The 17,208-nt window shown below is 46.6% G+C and carries 11 protein-coding genes and 4 tRNA genes; 12 read left to right on the top strand and 3 right to left on the bottom strand.

Translation table 11 applies throughout. The features are described from left to right. Positions 1-146: 146 nt before the first annotated feature. Complete coding sequence (gene bamD / locus ACRC27_RS00215; protein ID WP_438628876.1) at positions 147-884, bottom strand: outer membrane protein assembly factor BamD; 738 nt, start codon at positions 882-884, stop codon at positions 147-149. A gap of 144 nt (positions 885-1,028) precedes the next feature. On the opposite strand from bamD, the gene rluD reads away from it, so the two are divergent. The 4 genes from rluD to dcuC all read left to right on the top strand — a co-directional run bounded on the left by rluD (position 1,029) and on the right by dcuC (position 7,315). After that, a complete protein-coding gene (gene rluD / locus ACRC27_RS00210; protein ID WP_438622511.1) occupies positions 1,029-2,006 on the top strand; it encodes a 23S rRNA pseudouridine(1911/1915/1917) synthase RluD in 978 nt (325 codons plus the stop codon). A gap of 58 nt (positions 2,007-2,064) precedes the next feature. Beyond that, entirely contained in the window at positions 2,065-2,793 is a 729-nt protein-coding gene (gene yfiH / locus ACRC27_RS00205) for a purine nucleoside phosphorylase YfiH (protein WP_438638779.1), read from the top strand. A gap of 205 nt (positions 2,794-2,998) precedes the next feature. Beyond that, positions 2,999-5,572, top strand: coding sequence for an ATP-dependent chaperone ClpB (clpB, locus tag ACRC27_RS00200; RefSeq protein WP_438622513.1), 2,574 nt, complete (start codon positions 2,999-3,001; stop codon positions 5,570-5,572). Between the two features lie 390 nt (positions 5,573-5,962). Then, the gene (dcuC, locus tag ACRC27_RS00195; RefSeq protein WP_438630166.1) at positions 5,963-7,315 is read left to right on the top strand and encodes an anaerobic C4-dicarboxylate transporter DcuC; all 1,353 of its coding nucleotides are present in this window, start codon (positions 5,963-5,965) and stop codon (positions 7,313-7,315) included. 151 nt (positions 7,316-7,466) lie between these two features. Here the strand turns inward: dcuC and ACRC27_RS00190 are convergent, their stop codons facing one another. Next, entirely contained in the window at positions 7,467-8,684 is a 1,218-nt protein-coding gene (locus ACRC27_RS00190; RefSeq protein ID WP_438638777.1) for an acetylornithine transaminase, read from the bottom strand. A 306-nt stretch (positions 8,685-8,990) separates the two neighbouring features. Between ACRC27_RS00190 and ACRC27_RS00185 the strand changes: the two genes are divergently transcribed. The 8 genes from ACRC27_RS00185 (at position 8,991) to ACRC27_RS00150 (ending at position 16,294) form a co-directional block, all read left to right on the top strand. After that, complete coding sequence (locus tag ACRC27_RS00185; RefSeq protein WP_438638775.1) at positions 8,991-9,518, top strand: DinB family protein; 528 nt, start codon at positions 8,991-8,993, stop codon at positions 9,516-9,518. 103 nt (positions 9,519-9,621) lie between these two features. Continuing rightward, entirely contained in the window at positions 9,622-10,266 is a 645-nt protein-coding gene (gene trhA, locus ACRC27_RS00180; RefSeq protein WP_438638773.1) for a PAQR family membrane homeostasis protein TrhA, read from the top strand. A gap of 472 nt (positions 10,267-10,738) precedes the next feature. Continuing rightward, a complete protein-coding gene (locus ACRC27_RS00175; protein ID WP_438638771.1) occupies positions 10,739-13,435 on the top strand; it encodes a glycosyl hydrolase family 18 protein in 2,697 nt (898 codons plus the stop codon). A 310-nt stretch (positions 13,436-13,745) separates the two neighbouring features. Continuing rightward, positions 13,746-13,821: transfer RNA gene (locus tag ACRC27_RS00170), tRNA-Ala, on the top strand. Between the two features lie 110 nt (positions 13,822-13,931). Further along, positions 13,932-14,007 (top strand) — tRNA-Ala (locus ACRC27_RS00165). Positions 14,008-14,067: 60 nt separating this feature from the next. Then, a tRNA-Ala gene (locus ACRC27_RS00160) sits at positions 14,068-14,143 on the top strand. Between the two features lie 40 nt (positions 14,144-14,183). Next, positions 14,184-14,259: transfer RNA gene (locus tag ACRC27_RS00155), tRNA-Ala, on the top strand. Between the two features lie 319 nt (positions 14,260-14,578). Next, positions 14,579-16,294: an NAD-dependent malic enzyme gene (locus ACRC27_RS00150; protein WP_438638769.1), complete on the top strand. Its 1,716-nt coding sequence runs from the start codon at positions 14,579-14,581 to the stop codon at positions 16,292-16,294. A gap of 93 nt (positions 16,295-16,387) precedes the next feature. Here ACRC27_RS00150 and arsB read toward each other — a convergent pair. Further along, a partial coding sequence (gene arsB / locus ACRC27_RS00145; RefSeq protein ID WP_438638767.1) for an ACR3 family arsenite efflux transporter occupies positions 16,388-17,208 on the bottom strand: 821 nt, incomplete at its 5' end.

Genomic DNA, 17,208 nt, shown 5'->3' with positions numbered 1-17,208 from the left:
GTCAGTACGCTTTTGTCGGGTTTTATATCACCCAATTCTTGCCGTTCTTACAGCATTCGCCACCATAACTGCAGCGTCATTTTTGCAAATAACGTTTATACTGCGATACAGCCTTGCACACGCCAGAGCAAAGGGTGATAAGCCCGTTATGCAGCCGATTTGTTGGCAGAAATCAGTTTGCCCACTTTATCAGCTTCACTGGTTAAGCCCAGTTTCTGGTAAGCATTTTCCATCAGCGGCAGTGCTTCACGGGTTGCTTGGGTGTCTGGATAATCGCGCAGCATTTGCTCAACACGATTAATCACCGCGACATAAGCGCCACGTTTGGTATAGTACTGGGAAACAGCCAGTTCATGCTTGGCAAGACGGTTTTTCAGGAAGACTAACCGTGCATGCGCATCTGCTGCGTAAGAACTGTTCGGATAACGCTGGATCAGCATGGTAAAATCACGAAATGCCTGACGAGCATGCGCTGGGCTACGGTCAGAACGGTCAACACCGAACAGGCCGTGCAGCAAATTGTCATCGTAAGCCATATCGGTCAGACCACGCATATACAGCACATAGTCAGCTTGTGGTGATGTCGGATTCAAACGCAGGAAGCGGTCAATCGATGCCATCGCCAAGGCAAGGTCGGCTGATTTATAATATGCGTAAATCAGATCGAGCTGCACCTGCTGTGAATAAGGGCCAAACGGGTAGCGGTTATCCAGTGCTTCTAGTTGGGTAATAGCTTCACGGAAGTTACCATCCTGCAATTTTTCCTGCGCTTTAGCATAAAGCTCTGCAGGAGGAACATCAGGTACGGTCTCTTTTGTGCTGGAGCATCCCGCTAACGTGACGGCAAGAGCTACTGATACCATCAGGGCTGTAATACGCTTCATGACGTTCTCGATCATCCTCAAGTGGCTTGTGGGAGTCTTTCCATAAAGATCCCAGCAAAGAAATGTACAATTACAGGCTATTCTAAACGGCATGCCGTTAAAACCCAACGTTAATAAATTCAACGTTAATAAAGAAGTTGCGACATGGCACAACAAATTGAACTAACAGCGACAGTGGCTTACCACCAACTCGGACAACGCTTAGACCAAGCGTTAGCAGAGTTGTTCCCCGATTACTCGCGCTCACGCATTAAAACGTGGATCCAAGAGCGCGGCGTTCAGGTTGACGGCAATATCGTTGATCGCCCGCGCGAAAAGGTGCTTGGCGGTGAACAGATCGTCATTGCCGCGGTGCTCGAAGAGCCTGCGCGCTGGATAGCACAAGATATTCCACTGAATATTGTCTATGAAGATGACGATATTCTGGTGATCAATAAACCCCGTGATCTGGTGGTTCATCCGGGTGCCGGTAATGCCGACGGTACTATATTGAACGCATTGCTGCACTACTGTCCAGCAATTGCCGATGTTCCGCGTGCGGGTATCGTGCATCGTCTGGATAAAGATACCACTGGTTTAATGGTAGTGGCAAAAACCGTTCCCGCCCAAACACATTTGGTGGAAGCGTTGCAACGCCGTGAAATTACACGTGAATATGAAGCCATTGCTATTGGTATTATGACCAAAGGCGGCACGGTGGATGAACCAATCTCACGTCATCCGAGCAAGCGTACGCATATGGCGGTGCACCCAATGGGTAAGCCGGCTGTTACGCACTACCGGATTATGGAGCGTTTCCGTGCCCATACCCGCTTGCGTTTACGCCTTGAGTCCGGCCGTACGCATCAGATCCGTGTGCATATGTCGTTTATCAGCCATCCGCTGATTGGTGATCCGTTGTACGGTGGTCGTCCGCGTCCACCACGTGGGGCATCCGAGGCGTTCTTGCAGGTGTTACGTAAGTTTGATCGTCAAGCTCTACACGCGACGATGCTGCGATTAGTACACCCAATCTCAGGGGAATTACTTGAGTGGCATGCCCCTATCCCTGATGATATGGTTGAGCTGGTTGAAACACTGCGTGCTGATGCGCAAGAACATAAAGATGATATGGATTATTAATCAGTCACGTCGAGCAGCCGTGTACCTGTGCGCTCATAGCCAATAGCGAGATGGATAGATGAAGTGGATTGAACCTAATTGGCCTGCGCCGGCAAATGTTCGCGCGCTGAGTACAACCCGTGACGGGGGTATGAGTGAAGGGGCATATGCGAGCTTAAATCTTGGTACGCATGTGGGCGACTCATCTAGCGCCGTGGATCAAAACCGTGCGTTGCTGCGTAATGCTGCACGTTTACCGGCTGAACCTGTCTGGCTAAATCAGGTACACGGAACGCGTGTGCTGATTTTACCTGCTGATGCAGAAGCATCGCGCGATGCTGATGCCTCTTTCACCGCGCAGCCTGATACTGTCTGTGCGGTGATGACTGCCGATTGTCTGCCGGTACTGTTTTGCAGTGATGACGGCACGCAAGTGGCGGCTGCTCATGCCGGATGGCGTGGGTTGTGCGATGGCGTATTAGAGAAAACCATCGCGCGCTTTGGTGTTGCGCCTGCCCGCATTATGGCGTGGATGGGGCCGGCTATCGGGCCAAGTGTGTTTGAGGTTGGCGCTGAAGTCCGTGAGCAGTTTATTCAGCACAGTCCAGCGGCGGTATTGGCGTTTACGCCGCACAGTGATCGTTATCTGGCCGATATTTATCTGCTGGCACGTCAGCGTATGCTGGCGGCCGGAGTTACCGCGATTTACGGCGGTGATTACTGTACCGTGAGTGATGCCGAACAGTTTTTCTCATTCCGTCGTGAATCAGTTACCGGCCGTCAGGCTAGTCTGATTTGGCGTGAATAACGCAGATTACTGTACGGTGCGTCGACAAAAAACCTGCCTTGTGCAGGTTTTTTTATCTACTGAGCATGCAGGGATTATCTCTTGTATCCCCCATAAACACCTTGTCATACTTCTTTTCAATCACGCTCTTGAAAATATCCCGTAAAGCCTCATTTAATAGATAGAGAGATGAATAATTGCGCGCAACGACCGTTTAGGAGGAGTTATGCGTCTGGATCGTCTAACCAGTAAATTTCAAGAAGCCATTGCCGATGCGCAATCTTTAGCCTTAGGGCGTGATAACCAATATATCGAACCTATCCACCTGATGCTTGCTCTGCTCAATCAAGAGGGCGGCACAGTGCGCCCGCTGTTGACCAGTGCGGGTATTGATGTTGCGGCACTGCGTTCTGCACTGACGCAAGAGTTAGATCGCTTACCGAAAGTTGATGGTATTGGCGGTGATGTACAGCTGTCGCAAGATTTGGGCCGTTTAATGAATTTGTGCGATAAAATTGCACAAAAACGTAACGACAAGTTTATCTCTTCCGAACTGTTTGTATTGGCCGCTAGCGAAGAGCGTGGCAAGTTGGGTGATACTCTGCGTAAACAGGGGGCAACCGTTGCTAAACTCAATGCCGCCGTTGATCAAATGCGCGGAGGAGACAGCGTGAACGATGCCAATGCCGAAGACTCACGTCAGGCACTAAAAAAATTCACCATTGATCTGACTGAACGTGCCGAGCAGGGGAAATTAGATCCGGTTATTGGCCGCGATGAAGAGATCCGTCGTACGATTCAGGTTTTGCAGCGCCGAACCAAAAATAATCCGGTACTTATTGGTGAGCCGGGTGTGGGTAAAACCGCGATTGTAGAGGGCTTGGCGCAGCGTATTATTAACGGTGAAGTACCGGAAGGCTTAAAGCATAAGCGTGTTCTTTCTCTGGACATGGGCGCGTTGATTGCCGGTGCAAAATACCGTGGTGAGTTTGAAGAGCGTTTAAAATCAGTATTGAATGAGCTGAGCAAAGAAGAGGGCAGCGTCATTCTGTTTATTGATGAGCTGCATACCATGGTCGGTGCCGGTAAAGGTGACGGCGCAATGGATGCGGGGAATATGCTTAAACCTGCCTTGGCTCGTGGTGAGCTGCACTGTGTCGGGGCGACCACGCTTGATGAGTATCGTCAGTATATTGAAAAAGATGCCGCACTTGAGCGCCGTTTTCAAAAAGTGTATGTCGCGCAGCCTACCGTTGAAGATACGATTGCTATCTTGCGCGGGTTGAAAGAGCGTTATGAGCTGCACCACCATGTACAGATTACTGATCCGGCCATTGTCGCGGCAGCAACGCTGTCACATCGCTATATTGCGGATCGCCAGTTGCCGGATAAAGCCATTGATCTGATTGATGAAGCTGCTTCTAGTATCCGGATGCAGATAGACTCAAAACCTGAGTCATTAGATCGCCTTGATCGTCGGATTATTCAGCTCAAACTTGAGCAGCAAGCACTGCAAAAAGAGTCTGATGATGCCAGTCTCAAGCGTCTTGCTATGTTGAACGAAGAGTTAGAGACCAAAGAGCGTGAATACGCTGAGTTAGATGAAGTCTGGAAAGCAGAGAAAGCGGCTTTATCCGGAACACAACACATCAAAGCAGAGTTAGAGCAAGTTAAAACGCAACTTGAACAAGCGCGTCGTGCTGGTGATTTGGCTCGAATGTCTGAGCTGCAATATGGCCGTATTCCGGCACTGGAAAAGCAGCTTGAAATAGCCAGCCAGACTGATACAAAAGAGATGCAACTGCTGCGCAATAAAGTCACCGATGCTGAAATTGCCGATGTGCTATCAAAAGCGACCGGTATTCCGGTTGCCCGTATGCTTGAAGGCGAGCGCGATAAACTGCTGCGGATGGAAAATGATCTGCATAAGCGGGTGATTGGCCAGAATGAAGCGGTTGAAGCAGTATCAAATGCAATTCGCCGTAGTCGCGCTGGGTTGGCTGATCCTAATCGTCCGATTGGTTCATTTTTGTTCTTAGGCCCAACCGGTGTCGGTAAAACCGAGCTGTGTAAAGCATTGGCGAATTTTATGTTCGACAGTGATGATGCCATGGTGCGGATTGATATGTCGGAGTTCATGGAAAAACATTCGGTGTCACGCCTTGTTGGTGCGCCTCCGGGTTATGTGGGCTACGAAGAGGGGGGCTATTTGACCGAAGCGGTTCGTCGTCGCCCGTACTCGGTTATCCTGCTCGATGAAGTAGAGAAGGCGCATCCGGATGTGTTTAACATTCTGTTGCAGGTGCTTGATGATGGCCGTCTTACTGATGGACAAGGTCGTACGGTTGATTTTCGTAACACCGTGGTGATCATGACCTCTAATTTAGGCTCGGATCTGATTCAAGATCAGTTTGGTACGCTCGATTACGGTGAGATGAAAGAGCTGGTGATGAGTGCCGTATCACAGCACTTCCGCCCTGAATTTATCAACCGTATTGATGAAACTGTGGTATTCCACCCACTGGGTAGTGAGCAGATTAAATCCATTGCAGCTATTCAGTTACAACGTTTGTACAAACGTCTGGAAGATCGCGGTTATCAGGTACATATGACGGATGCTGCGCTGGAGCATCTGGCACAGGCTGGCTATGATCCTATCTATGGCGCGCGTCCGCTAAAACGGGCGATGCAGCAAGAAGTTGAGAATCCACTGGCACAGCAAATATTGTCAGGTAAATTGCTACCAGGGAAGTTACTCACACTTGATCTGGAAAATGGCGAGATTATCGCAAAACAGTAAATTGAGTCTCTTCTGATAAAATCTGATAAGTCAGCGTTGGCTGGCTTATCAGATAATTGGTAATGCTACATTATGGTTTGGTAATTATTTCCAGCTACCGATCAGGTATTGTAGTCGCCATATTGTCATTATCTCTGCCTACCCTTTTTATCCCGCCATATTTGTGAACTCACCACAATATATCTGTGCAGTATCCTGTCTTATTTCACTATCGCCGATGATAATGTGATTTATTTCCACTCGAGTTTATCGGGGGAATAAACAAATCACGTTGTCTTTCTTCTTGTTAAATATAGAGCGCCATCACGCCGCAATAGAAAATTGATAGCGAGCTAATACAAGCTACTTTAGAGTGGCAAAACTTAATGAATAAAATAGAAAGAGATAACTATGCTGGAGCTATTGATAGGTGTCATTGTTGCTGCGGGTGTTGGGCGATATATATTTAAAGGCTACTCTGCAACCGGTGTTTTAATGACCGGCGGTATTTTGTTGTTAATTATTTCAGTGTTGCTTGGTCATTCAATATTACCGAAAGGGGTTGAGTCAACCGGTAATGCAGCCACCAATGTCGTGGAGTATGTTAAATATCTGCTGATGAGCCGCGGTGGTGATCTTGGCATGATGATTATGATGTTGTGTGGGTTTGCCACCTATATGACACATGTTGGTGCTAATGATATGGTCGTGAAAATTACGGCCAAACCGTTGCAGCGCATTAAATCACCGTATGTACTTATGATTGCGGCCTATTTTGTCGCTTGCCTGATGTCATTGGCCGTTTCATCGGCTACCGGTCTGGGTGTGTTGCTGATGGCAACCTTATTCCCACTGATGGTAAATGTGGGAATCAGCCGTGGTGCGGCAGCGGCAATTTGTGCATCTCCGGCGGCCATTATTTTATCACCGACCTCCGGGGATGTGGTCGTCGCGGCAAATGCAGCAGGCCTTGATCTGATTGATTTTGCATTTAAAACCACACTGCCTATCTCTATTGTTGCTATCTTGTGTATGGCGGTTGCACACTTTTTCTGGCAGCGTTATTTAGACAATAAAGAGGGTGTGAGCCATGAGCGTTTGGATGTCAGTGATATTCAGGTTGATGCGCCAAAGTTTTATGCCATTTTGCCGTTCAGCCCAATTATTGGCGTTCTGATTTTCAGCGGTGATATTGCGCCAAAATTGCATATTGTCACTATTTTAGTGATTTGTATGATCCTGACAGCTCTGCTGGAGTTTATCCGTAAATTTGATGGGCAAGAGGTCTTTAAAGGTCTCGAAGTTGCCTATCGCGGCATGGCTGACGCATTTTCCAGCGTAGTGATGTTATTGGTGGCTGCCGGTGTCTTTGCTCAAGGGTTAACCACGGTAGGTTTTATTGATAATTTACTGGGAATGGCACAATCTTTCGGGAATGGTGGGTTTGTCATGATGCTGGTGCTGGTGGTGATTACCACATTGGCCGCGTTTACGACCGGATCGGGTAACGCTCCTTTTTATGCCTTTGTGGAACTGATCCCAAAATTGGCTGGGCAAATGGGCATCAATCCGGCATTTTTAATTATTCCTATGCTGCAAGCGTCTAATTTAGGCCGCACAATTTCACCAGTATCCGGTGTTGTTGTTGCCACCTCGGGTATGGCTAAACTCTCTCCGTTTGAAGTGGTTAAGCGTACCTCTGTACCCGTATTTGTTGGTTTAGTTGTCGTTATTTTGGCTACCGAGATTATGGTGCCGGTCTAATATTCCACACCATAATATTGCTGGCGTAAATCTTAAAAAAAGAGGTCATCAATGATGGCCTCTTTTTTATGTGAGATTGAATGAGTCATCACCGGTTTAATATTTTTCCGCGCGACTATCCATTCATCAAGCGTACCATTTACCAATAGCGTTACCCACTAATAGCGTCACTGACGAGCTGCGCTCTTTTATACGGCATCACCAAGCTGTGAATAATCAGCTGTAAGCGTGTGAGCATCACATTGATCTCATGTTCGGTGAGGGTCAGTGCGGGCATAAACCGCAGAATATTTGGCCGTGGGGCATTGAGTAATAAGTGCTGAAAACGCGCCTCTTTCACCGCCTCTTCAGCTATTGGATATTTCAGATCAAAGGCCAGCAATAACCCTTCTCCGCGAATCTCACCCAAATCGAACTCTTGGCTTAACCGTTTTAATCCAGCAACCAACAAAGCACTGCTAGCATCAATATTTTGGAGAAAACGCTCCTGTGCAACGGTATTGACCACCGCCAGCCCTCCGGCACACATCAGCGGGTTACCATTGTATGTTCCCCCCTGATCACCCGGTTCAAAACAACAAACATGTTCACGAGCTAAATGCGCAGCTAGCGGAATGCCACCCCCCAACCCTTTACCCAAGGTCACCATATCGGGCATCACACCAAACCGTTCAAAAGCAAACATTTTACCGGTACGACCAATGCCGGTTTGCACCTCATCTACAATCAGCAGCAGATGCTCTTCATCACACAGTTGTCTTAATGCTTGCATAAAAGCGCGCTCTGCCGGAATAACGCCTGCCTCGCCCTGAATCGGCTCAAGCATAATGGCTACTGTATCGGCAGTAATCGCATTTTTCACGGCAGCAATATCATTGAAAGGCACTTTGATAAAGCCCGGCACTTTTGGCTCAAATAGGGGGGCAAACTGTGGTTTTCCGGTAGCCGACATTGTGCCTAACGTGCGGCCATGAAAACTGTTATCAAACGTGACAATTTTGTATGCCCCGTTTTTATGTTTTTGACCATAACGGCGCGCCAATTTTATTGCACTCTCATTGGCTTCTGCACCAGAGTTGGTGAAGAACACTTTATCTAGGCCTGAAAGCTCGGTCAGGCGGGTTGCTAATTCCGCCATTGGTTGATTAAAAAACGCGGGGCTAGGGTTAATGAGCTGCTGTGCTTGAGTGTGCAACGCCTGTATCAGTACATCAGGGCAGTGGCCTAAGCAGTTTACCGCCCAGCCTTGTACAAAATCTAAATAGGCCGAGTTATCTTCAGTATAGAGCCAGTGCCCTTTGCCACGCGTGAAATAGAGATCAGGCCGGTGAGTAATACTCATCAGTGCATCAGTATTAAGGGAAGTCATATGCGCTCCATGCAAAACAGTGGGGTGAACGTGATCTTAACCGCCGGGTTCTGATCAATACTTATCGGCCATTTAAGGCCATTACTCAGTTATGTTTTAGCAATGTAGAGGCTAAGAAACGAATATTCAATCATTTATTTTGATTAAAAATACATAGCGTGAAGCGTTTTATTGGAAGGTGGGAAATGCTGGAATGTGATCTTTTTCTATATTTTACTAACTTTTAATTCACGCAGTGTTAATTGCGTTAACACAGGGGAATAAGCAGGGTAAAATCTGGTTATTCATGCAGTTCAAGGAATAACCATGCCACTGCACCAGCACCTGCAAAATCAAATGCATTATCATCACTGGGCTTATCAACAACTACAGCGCTCACTACGCAGTTTACCCAGCGCCCTACTCATGCAAGATAACGGCCTCTATTTTGGCTCTATTATCAATACATTAAATCATCTGTTAGCGACTGAAGAAATTTTCTATACCAATGTGATCCTAAATAAACGCATCACAATGGCTGTTGACAGCATTATCACAATTGATATCCGGCACTTATTTACCCGTCTAGAAGCCGTGACTTATCACTGGCAGAATGTTTTACAAACCCCTGAAAAAATAGATTTAACCAAAATTTGTGCCTGTCACGATATTCCGTATCTTGATACCGATATCTCTTTAGCTGAGATGTTGATGCAAATTTCATTACATGCGGTACATCACCGGGGGCAAATTTCAGCCTCTATGACCAATTTAGGTTATGCACCTCCAGTAATGGATTTTTCTCAGTTTCTGATTCAAAAAAGAGCAGATAAACAGCAGTGTGTGACCTGTTGATGCGATAGAACACTATTTGAGAGTACACATGTAAGCTGAACGCGGTATACTGCAAATTAAGATAAACAGGCATGTGATGCCGCGCTTTTTTTGGAGAGACCTTATGTCGGCGATATATGCCCGTCTTGACGCTGAAGAGGTGGCTAACAGCATCAGCCATGCCTTAGGGATAATCTTAGGAGTAGTAGGCCTGTTTCTTTTGTTAAAACAGGGGATTAGTGCTCAGCAAGGTTTTACTGCACTCTTTAGTTATACGGTATACGGAATCAGCATGATTATGCTGTTTCTTGCCTCAACGCTGTATCATGCCGCAACAAACCCCGTGGGAAAACATCGCTTAAAAATTGCCGATCACTGCGCGATTTACCTGCTAATTGCCGGAACGTATACCCCTTTTTTATTGGTGGCATTGCAAAGCTCTCTGGCTACTTATCTGATGGCGGTAATCTGGGGGCTGGCGTTATCGGGCATTGTTTTTAAGTTATTGTTTATTCATCGCTTTGAAGTGCTTTCTGTCATTACCTATTTACTGATGGGGTGGCTCTCATTGGTTGTGATTTATCAGTTAGCGGAGTCACTCTCTTTGGGTGGGTTACTGTTGTTAGCTGGGGGCGGTGTACTTTACAGCTTGGGCGTTGTTTTTTATCTTTCAAAACGGCTTCCTTTTAGCCATGCCATTTGGCACCTGTTTGTGCTTGGCGGCGCAATGTGCCACTTTTTTGCGATATATTTTTATGTTGCGAAATAACCCTGTTTTTGTGCTGAAACGAGGTGCAAGAACTTGGTATGCAGAACAATGAATCAGGCAGTGCAGCTATCAAAATTATCGATTCGTATCGATGAGTTATTGATCTCATTATCTGACAGATAATCTCTTCTAATAGGATAAACCTCACTGTTTTTCAGCGTTTACTGCTGTGCTAGTGAGGTTTTCCTTTTTTTCCCTCTCTTTGCTCTCCTCTATGTCTGATATGAGAACTGTTTCGCTTTTTTTTAATGGGTATTCTGCAAACCCTGTTTTCCGATTATTCTCATGTTGTGTTTTTGTTAAATAAAATGAATGATTTTTGTTGTCTAAAAATAAGCACAGACATGCAACATTTGTTGGATGGTAAGTAACCTTGGTTTGTTGACTGTTATCGCGCCAATCATTACGCGTGCAGAGCAGCATTGTGGGTCGCTTACTGTAGTTATGTTTGCCTACCTAAAAGGAACGGGTAATGCAATCTAAAGGATTCCCTCTCTCTGCACTTTGTTGTTCACTTATGCTGGCAGGTATTGGTCACGCACAGGCCGCACCGGGTAAACCGGTACTGGCTTGGGGCGAGAGTAATTTTGCTATCGTGCAAGTTAACCAAGAAGCCACTTCATACAACGCGTTAGTGAAAGTGAATAAAGACGGCGCTCCGGTTCCCGTTGCGTGGGATCGTTGGTCTGGTGATGCCGGTGATCACTGGAAAGTGTTGTTCGACGGTAAACCGGTGTTTGAAAAAACCATTGCTTCTGCTGCATCCCAAAAAGACAGCGCGACTGTCTATGTGAAAAAAGGCGGCAAATATCAGATGCAGATTGCACTGTGCAGCGGCACGGGCGCAACTGAAGTCTGTACTGCCAGCGATGCAAAAGCTATCGTGGTTGCCGATACTGATGGCAGCCATCTTGATCCTTTAGTGATGTCGGTAGATGCCAACAATAAATCCTACACCAACACCAGTGGTATGCAGGTAGGCACATACTTTGTTGAGTGGGGCGTTTACGATCGTAAATACCCAGTCTCTAAAATTCCTGCACAAAACCTGACCCATTTATACTACGGCTTTACCCCCATTTGTGGTGGTGCAGGTATCAATGATGGTTTAAAAGAAGTTGATAATGGTAACAGTTTCAATGCATTGCAACGAGCATGCTCTGGCCGTGAAGATTTCAAAGTTGCCATTCACGATCCTTGGGCTGCACTGCAAATGCCACAAGCCGGACAGGGGCAATTTGACTCCTATAAGGGGACGTTTGGCAGCATGATGGCGCTGAAAAAACGCTATCCTGATCTGAAAATTCTGCCTTCTATTGGCGGCTGGACACTGTCTGATCCATTCTTCTTTTTTGGCGATAATGCAAAACGTAAAGTCTTTGTTGATTCGGTAGAAGAGTTTATCCGCACATGGAAATTCTTTGATGGTGTGGATATTGACTGGGAATATCCGGGCGGCAAAGGTGCTAATCCGAAACTGGGTGACCCAGCAAAAGATGGTGCAACGTATGTGACATTAATGCGTGAATTGCGTGAAATGCTTGATCGTGTTGGCGCAGAAACCGGTAAGCGTTATGAGCTGACCTCAGCTATCGGATCGGGATACGATAAAATCGGCGTTATCAACTATGCCGAAGCCGCGCAGTATGTCGATCGTTTTAACGTGATGACTTATGACTTCTACGGTGCATGGAATAATGAACCAGGTCATCAGGCAGCACTGTATTGCGGTTCACACTTAGAAGCTGCACGTTGTCAGGGTACGGGTAAAGACTCAAGCGGTAAGGATTACACCAATAAACCTGATTACAATACCGATAACGCCATTAAACTGATGCTGGCCAAAAAAGTATTGGCGAAAAAACTGAACGTCGGTGTGGCCATGTATGGCCGTGGCTGGAGTGGGGTAACTCCTGCATCACTGAAAATTGCGGGTAACCCAATGTCAGGCACAGCAAACGGCGCAGTAAAAGGCACGTTTGAAGCGGGTGTTGTGGATTACTGGGACTTGCTAAAGCGCTCATTGGGCACAACCAATGGTACCGGTGTTAACGGTTTCCAATATGGTTATGACGAGCAAGCACAAGCTCCATATGTCTGGAATCAGGGTACCGGCGAGCTGATTACCTATGACAACCCGCGTTCAGTTCAGGCAAAAGGTGACTATGTTCGTGCCAACGGGTTGGGTGGCTTGTTCTCATGGGAAATTGATGGTGACAACGGTGACATTCTCAATGCTATGCATGAGTCATTAGGGCACTCGGTAGCCGGTACCGGTGGCAACAACACCAATAAACCTCCGGTCGTCAGTGTTATCGGTGCCGTTACTGCCGATAGTGGAAAAAGTGGCAGTGTTCAGGCATCAGCCACTGACCCAGAAGGCCAAACACTGAGTTACACATGGGTACTGCCTACCGGATTTACCGCGACTAACCTCACCACTCCGGCGCTGACATTTACCGCCCCAGTGGTGACTAAAGATACGGTATACAGCCTGACTCTGAAAGTCAGTGATGGCACCAACGTTGTGAGTAATAACGTCAGTGTTACCGTTAAAGCACCTGTTACTGTACCGCCAGTGGGAACTAACACGGCTCCTGTTCTGACACTGCCGACAACCTTATCGGTAGAAGAGGGCAAAACGCTGGTTCTGACCGTAGATGCAAAAGATGCAGAAAATGATCCGTTAACTTATAGCTGGAATACTGCTGGTTTAACTGCCAGTGCGCTAAATACGGCTTCAATTACAGTGACTGCACCTGCGGTTACCGCAGACACTAACTATACCGTATCGGTAGTGGTGAGTGACGGTAAGCTCAGCGCAACGAAATCTGTTGTGGTAACGGTAAAAGATGTGCCTGTTGTCAGCGGCCAAACTACCTGGAGCGCAAGTAAAGTTTATGTAGCAGGTGATACCGTGGTGTACAACGGCGTGCAGTATAAAGCCAAGTGGTGGACGCAAGGTAATCAACCTGATTTGGGTGGCCCTTGGGAAGCGGTCTCTTCATCAGGTGGCAGTACTGTAGGTACGGCTGCATGGACAGCAACCAAAGCGTATACAACGGGTGAAAAGGCGACTTATAACGGTGCAACATGGCAAGCCCAGTGGTGGACACAGGGTGAAGTTCCAGGAAGCAACCAGTACGGTGCATGGAAAAAAATTGCCTGATACCGTTGATAGTCGTGGTTATTTACCCTTATAACCTCAGCGATCATTTGAGATTAGGTTGCGTTTGATATGCGTTACAAACGGCCATAATTGGCCGTTATAGATACTCACTAAACACTCGCGGGCACGATGGCCGCGAGTGTTTTTTTATCGCTATAAATGGCTATTTAGCTGTTGATAAGCTGTTTTCCCTAACAGTTGTTGAGATTTCGAGCAATCAGTCGGGTTGTGGTTATTCGGGTGTTGACAGCGACGATTTGACTGCCTATTATTCGCCTCGCTTAACCTGTTTTAGTACATGTATCAAGCTGGGGCTATAGCTCAGCTGGGAGAGCGCTTGCATGGCATGCAAGAGGTCAGCGGTTCGATCCCGCTTAGCTCCACCATCTTGATAAGTGCTGTATGTTATTTGATATAGTTCATAAACATGCAGATAAAACAAACTGTATTGTGATGCCCACATCCAGTATAGTGTAAGCAATTCTGATATAGCGATGGGGCTATAGCTCAGCTGGGAGAGCGCCTGCCTTGCACGCAGGAGGTCAGCGGTTCGATCCCGCTTAGCTCCACCATCAAATCAGAAAAGTTTCCAAAGGCTGTCTTATAGAAAGTGTTAAAGATGGTCATGTATTGGGGCTATAGCTCAGCTGGGAGAGCGCTTGCATGGCATGCAAGAGGTCAGCGGTTCGATCCCGCTTAGCTCCACCAATCTATTTTTGTTTTTTTCCCGCAATACCATTTTTATAATGGGGCTATAGCTCAGCTGGGAGAGCGCTTGCATGGCATGCAAGAGGTCAGCGGTTCGATCCCGCTTAGCTCCACCACAATTTCTTCTCTTCTCTCTTCTCTCTTTTCTCTTCTCTGTTTTTGCTTTTTGTCTCTTTTTCTGTTTTCTTCCCTATATATTATTTTTCTGCGCTGTTATTTCCTATTTCTTAGTTGTTTATCCTATTTCTTTGGGCTTTATCCTCCGCTTATTTCCTGTAAATCCTATTTTTGACAGTATGTAGTCTTGTTTGCTCTGCATCACACAATACTCAGTTTCATCCTAATATCATTAACCTTACTAGGGGTTTAGGCTGTGCTGCGTTGCGTGTGGCCTATTTCAGTTATGACATTCCATATTATAAGGAAGGTTTAGAGATGGCCACCGGTAAGTATTTGCGCTGGAAAGACTCGCAGGGGGATGAGTTTCGCCCTGTTGCAATCAATGGTACGGATTTACTCAATGATCGGAATCTGAATAAGGGGACGGCGTTCAGTGCACAAGAGCGTGCCGATTTTGACCTTGATGGCTTGTTGCCACCTCAGGTTCAGACATTTGATGCCCAAATTGAGCGGGTATATCAGGGGTTTTTGAGCGTATCGACCGATATTGAAAAGTATATTTTTTTGCGCTCACTGCAAGATCGTAATGAAACTCTGTTTTATGCGTTGTTATCACAGCATGTCGAGCAGATGACACCCATTATTTATACCCCTACGGTGGGAAAAGCGTGTCAGGAGTTTAGCCACCGTTATCAAAAACCACGAGGGTTGTTTATTACGCCAGATAATGTGGATGATATGGGGAATTTGGCACGCCATTTTAGCGGTAAAGGCATTAAGATCATTGTGGTTACCGACAGTCAGGGGATTTTAGGTATTGGTGATCAAGGGGTTGGCGGTATGGGGATCCCGATTGGTAAGTTGTCACTGTATACCCTTGCTGCCGGTATTCACCCAGCATGTTGCTTACCAATTACGCTAGATGTGGGAACGGATAATCAGGCGCTACTTGATGACCCTATGTATTTGGGATTGCCGCATCGCCGATTACGTGGTGAAGCGTATGATGCTTTTATTGATAAGTTTGTAACACAGGTTCAACGCCACTTTCCGAATGCAGTGTTGCAGTGGGAAGATTTTAGTAAGTCTAATGCGTTCAATAATTTGAGCCGTTATCAGCAAGTGCACCCTTCCTTTAATGATGATATTCAAGGTACGGGGGCCGTGGTGTTAGCGGGAATTATTGGTGCGGTGCGCAGTAAACATGAGTCACTCAGTGATCAGCATTATGTGGTGTACGGAGCAGGAGCCGGTGGTGTCGGGGTCGCCGATCAGATTTATGCGGGTTTGTTGCATGAAGGGATGGACGAACAGGCTGCCCGCGATCGGATTTTTATCCTCGATACACAAGGTTTGGTGTGTGATAACCGTGAGGGGCTTGATGCCTACAAACGCCGCTATGCTAAACCGGCGACGCTGATGGCTACATGGCAAACTCGTGAAGCAGGTCGAGCAGATTTGATGGAAGTACTGACCTATGTACCGGTTACGGTATTGCTGGGTACTAGTGGTGCTGGTGGTGCGTTCACACAGGCACATATTGAGGCATTGCTTCAGCACAGTGAGCGGCCAATGGTCTTCCCGTTATCGAACCCGACCAGTAATTGCGAGGCACTACCGGAAAATATTTTTAACTGGAGTGCAGGTCGAGCCATTGTTGCAACCGGTAGCCCATTTGCTGATGTCATGTTTGATGGGAAATCGCACCGTATCGGGCAGGGTAATAATGTGTTTATTTTTCCCGGTGTGGGGCTGGCGGCGGTAGTGAGCCAGATCCGTGAGATCTCACCGGATATTTTTACTACGGCCGCGTTTGCACTGGCTGAATGTGTGCAGCCACAGGATCTGGCTAATGGAACTGTGTATCCACGTATCAGTGATTTACGCACGATCTCGGTGCATGTTGCACTGGCTATTTTGAAGGAAATTGTACGTAAAGATCCGACTCATGCATTAAATGGCAAAGATCTGCTGCAAAATATAGAAGCCTGCATGTGGGCACCGGTTTATCTACCGTATCGTCGAGTATAGGGGCGATAAAAAATATAGGGTATCGCTACCAACGTTCTCTTTTATGGCTGCGCGGTTTTGTGGCAGCCATAAAAGAGGTATCAGAAATAAAAATTATTCTGTTATCTGATAACGCTGTTTCATTCGTAGTGCAATATTAACCAGTGCAATCAGTATCGGCACTTCTACTAGCGGGCCAATAACACCGACAAACGCCTGATCAGAATTAAGACCAAATACCGCAATCGATACGGCAATGGCTAATTCAAAGTTATTTCCGGTAGCGGTAAAGGCAATAGAGGCATTTTTATCATACGGAATACCGATTTTCTTACCAATCAAAAAACTGCTGAAAAACATAAGGATAAAATAAACAACAAGAGGTATAGCTACCCGTAGAACATCCATCGGTAACTCGACAATCATTTCACCTTTAAGGCTAAACATCAGTACGATGGTCGCCAGCAATGCTATTAATGTTATCGGAGATATTGCCGGAATAAATATTTCGGTATACCACTGTTCACCTTTGGCTTTTATCAACCCTTTGCGGCTGATAAAACCCGCTATAAAGGGAATGCCTAGATAAATTAGTACACTTTCGGCAATATCAATCATAGTGATATTAACGTCAAAGCCCTGAAAACCGAGAAGTGGCGGAAGTACGGTAATAAATAGCCATGCCATAAAACTGTAGGTGAATATTTGAAACACACTGTTAAGTGCAACTAATCCTGCACCATACTCTTTATTTCCGCCGCCCAGATCATTCCATACCAAAACCATGGCAATACAACGTGCAAGCCCAATTAATATCAGGCCGACCATATAACCGGGGTAGTCATGTAGGAATAATACGGCAATGACAAACATCAGCAGTGGGCCAACTAACCAGTTCATTATCAGTGAAAGGGTAATTGCTTTACGATCTTTGG

Origin of the sequence: Plesiomonas sp., assembly GCF_051650925.1 — a bacterium.
GTDB lineage: Bacteria > Pseudomonadota > Gammaproteobacteria > Enterobacterales > CAMTGL01 > Plesiomonas.
The sequence above is the reverse complement of the archived record's forward strand: the minus strand, read 5'-3'. Positions and strand labels throughout refer to the sequence as shown.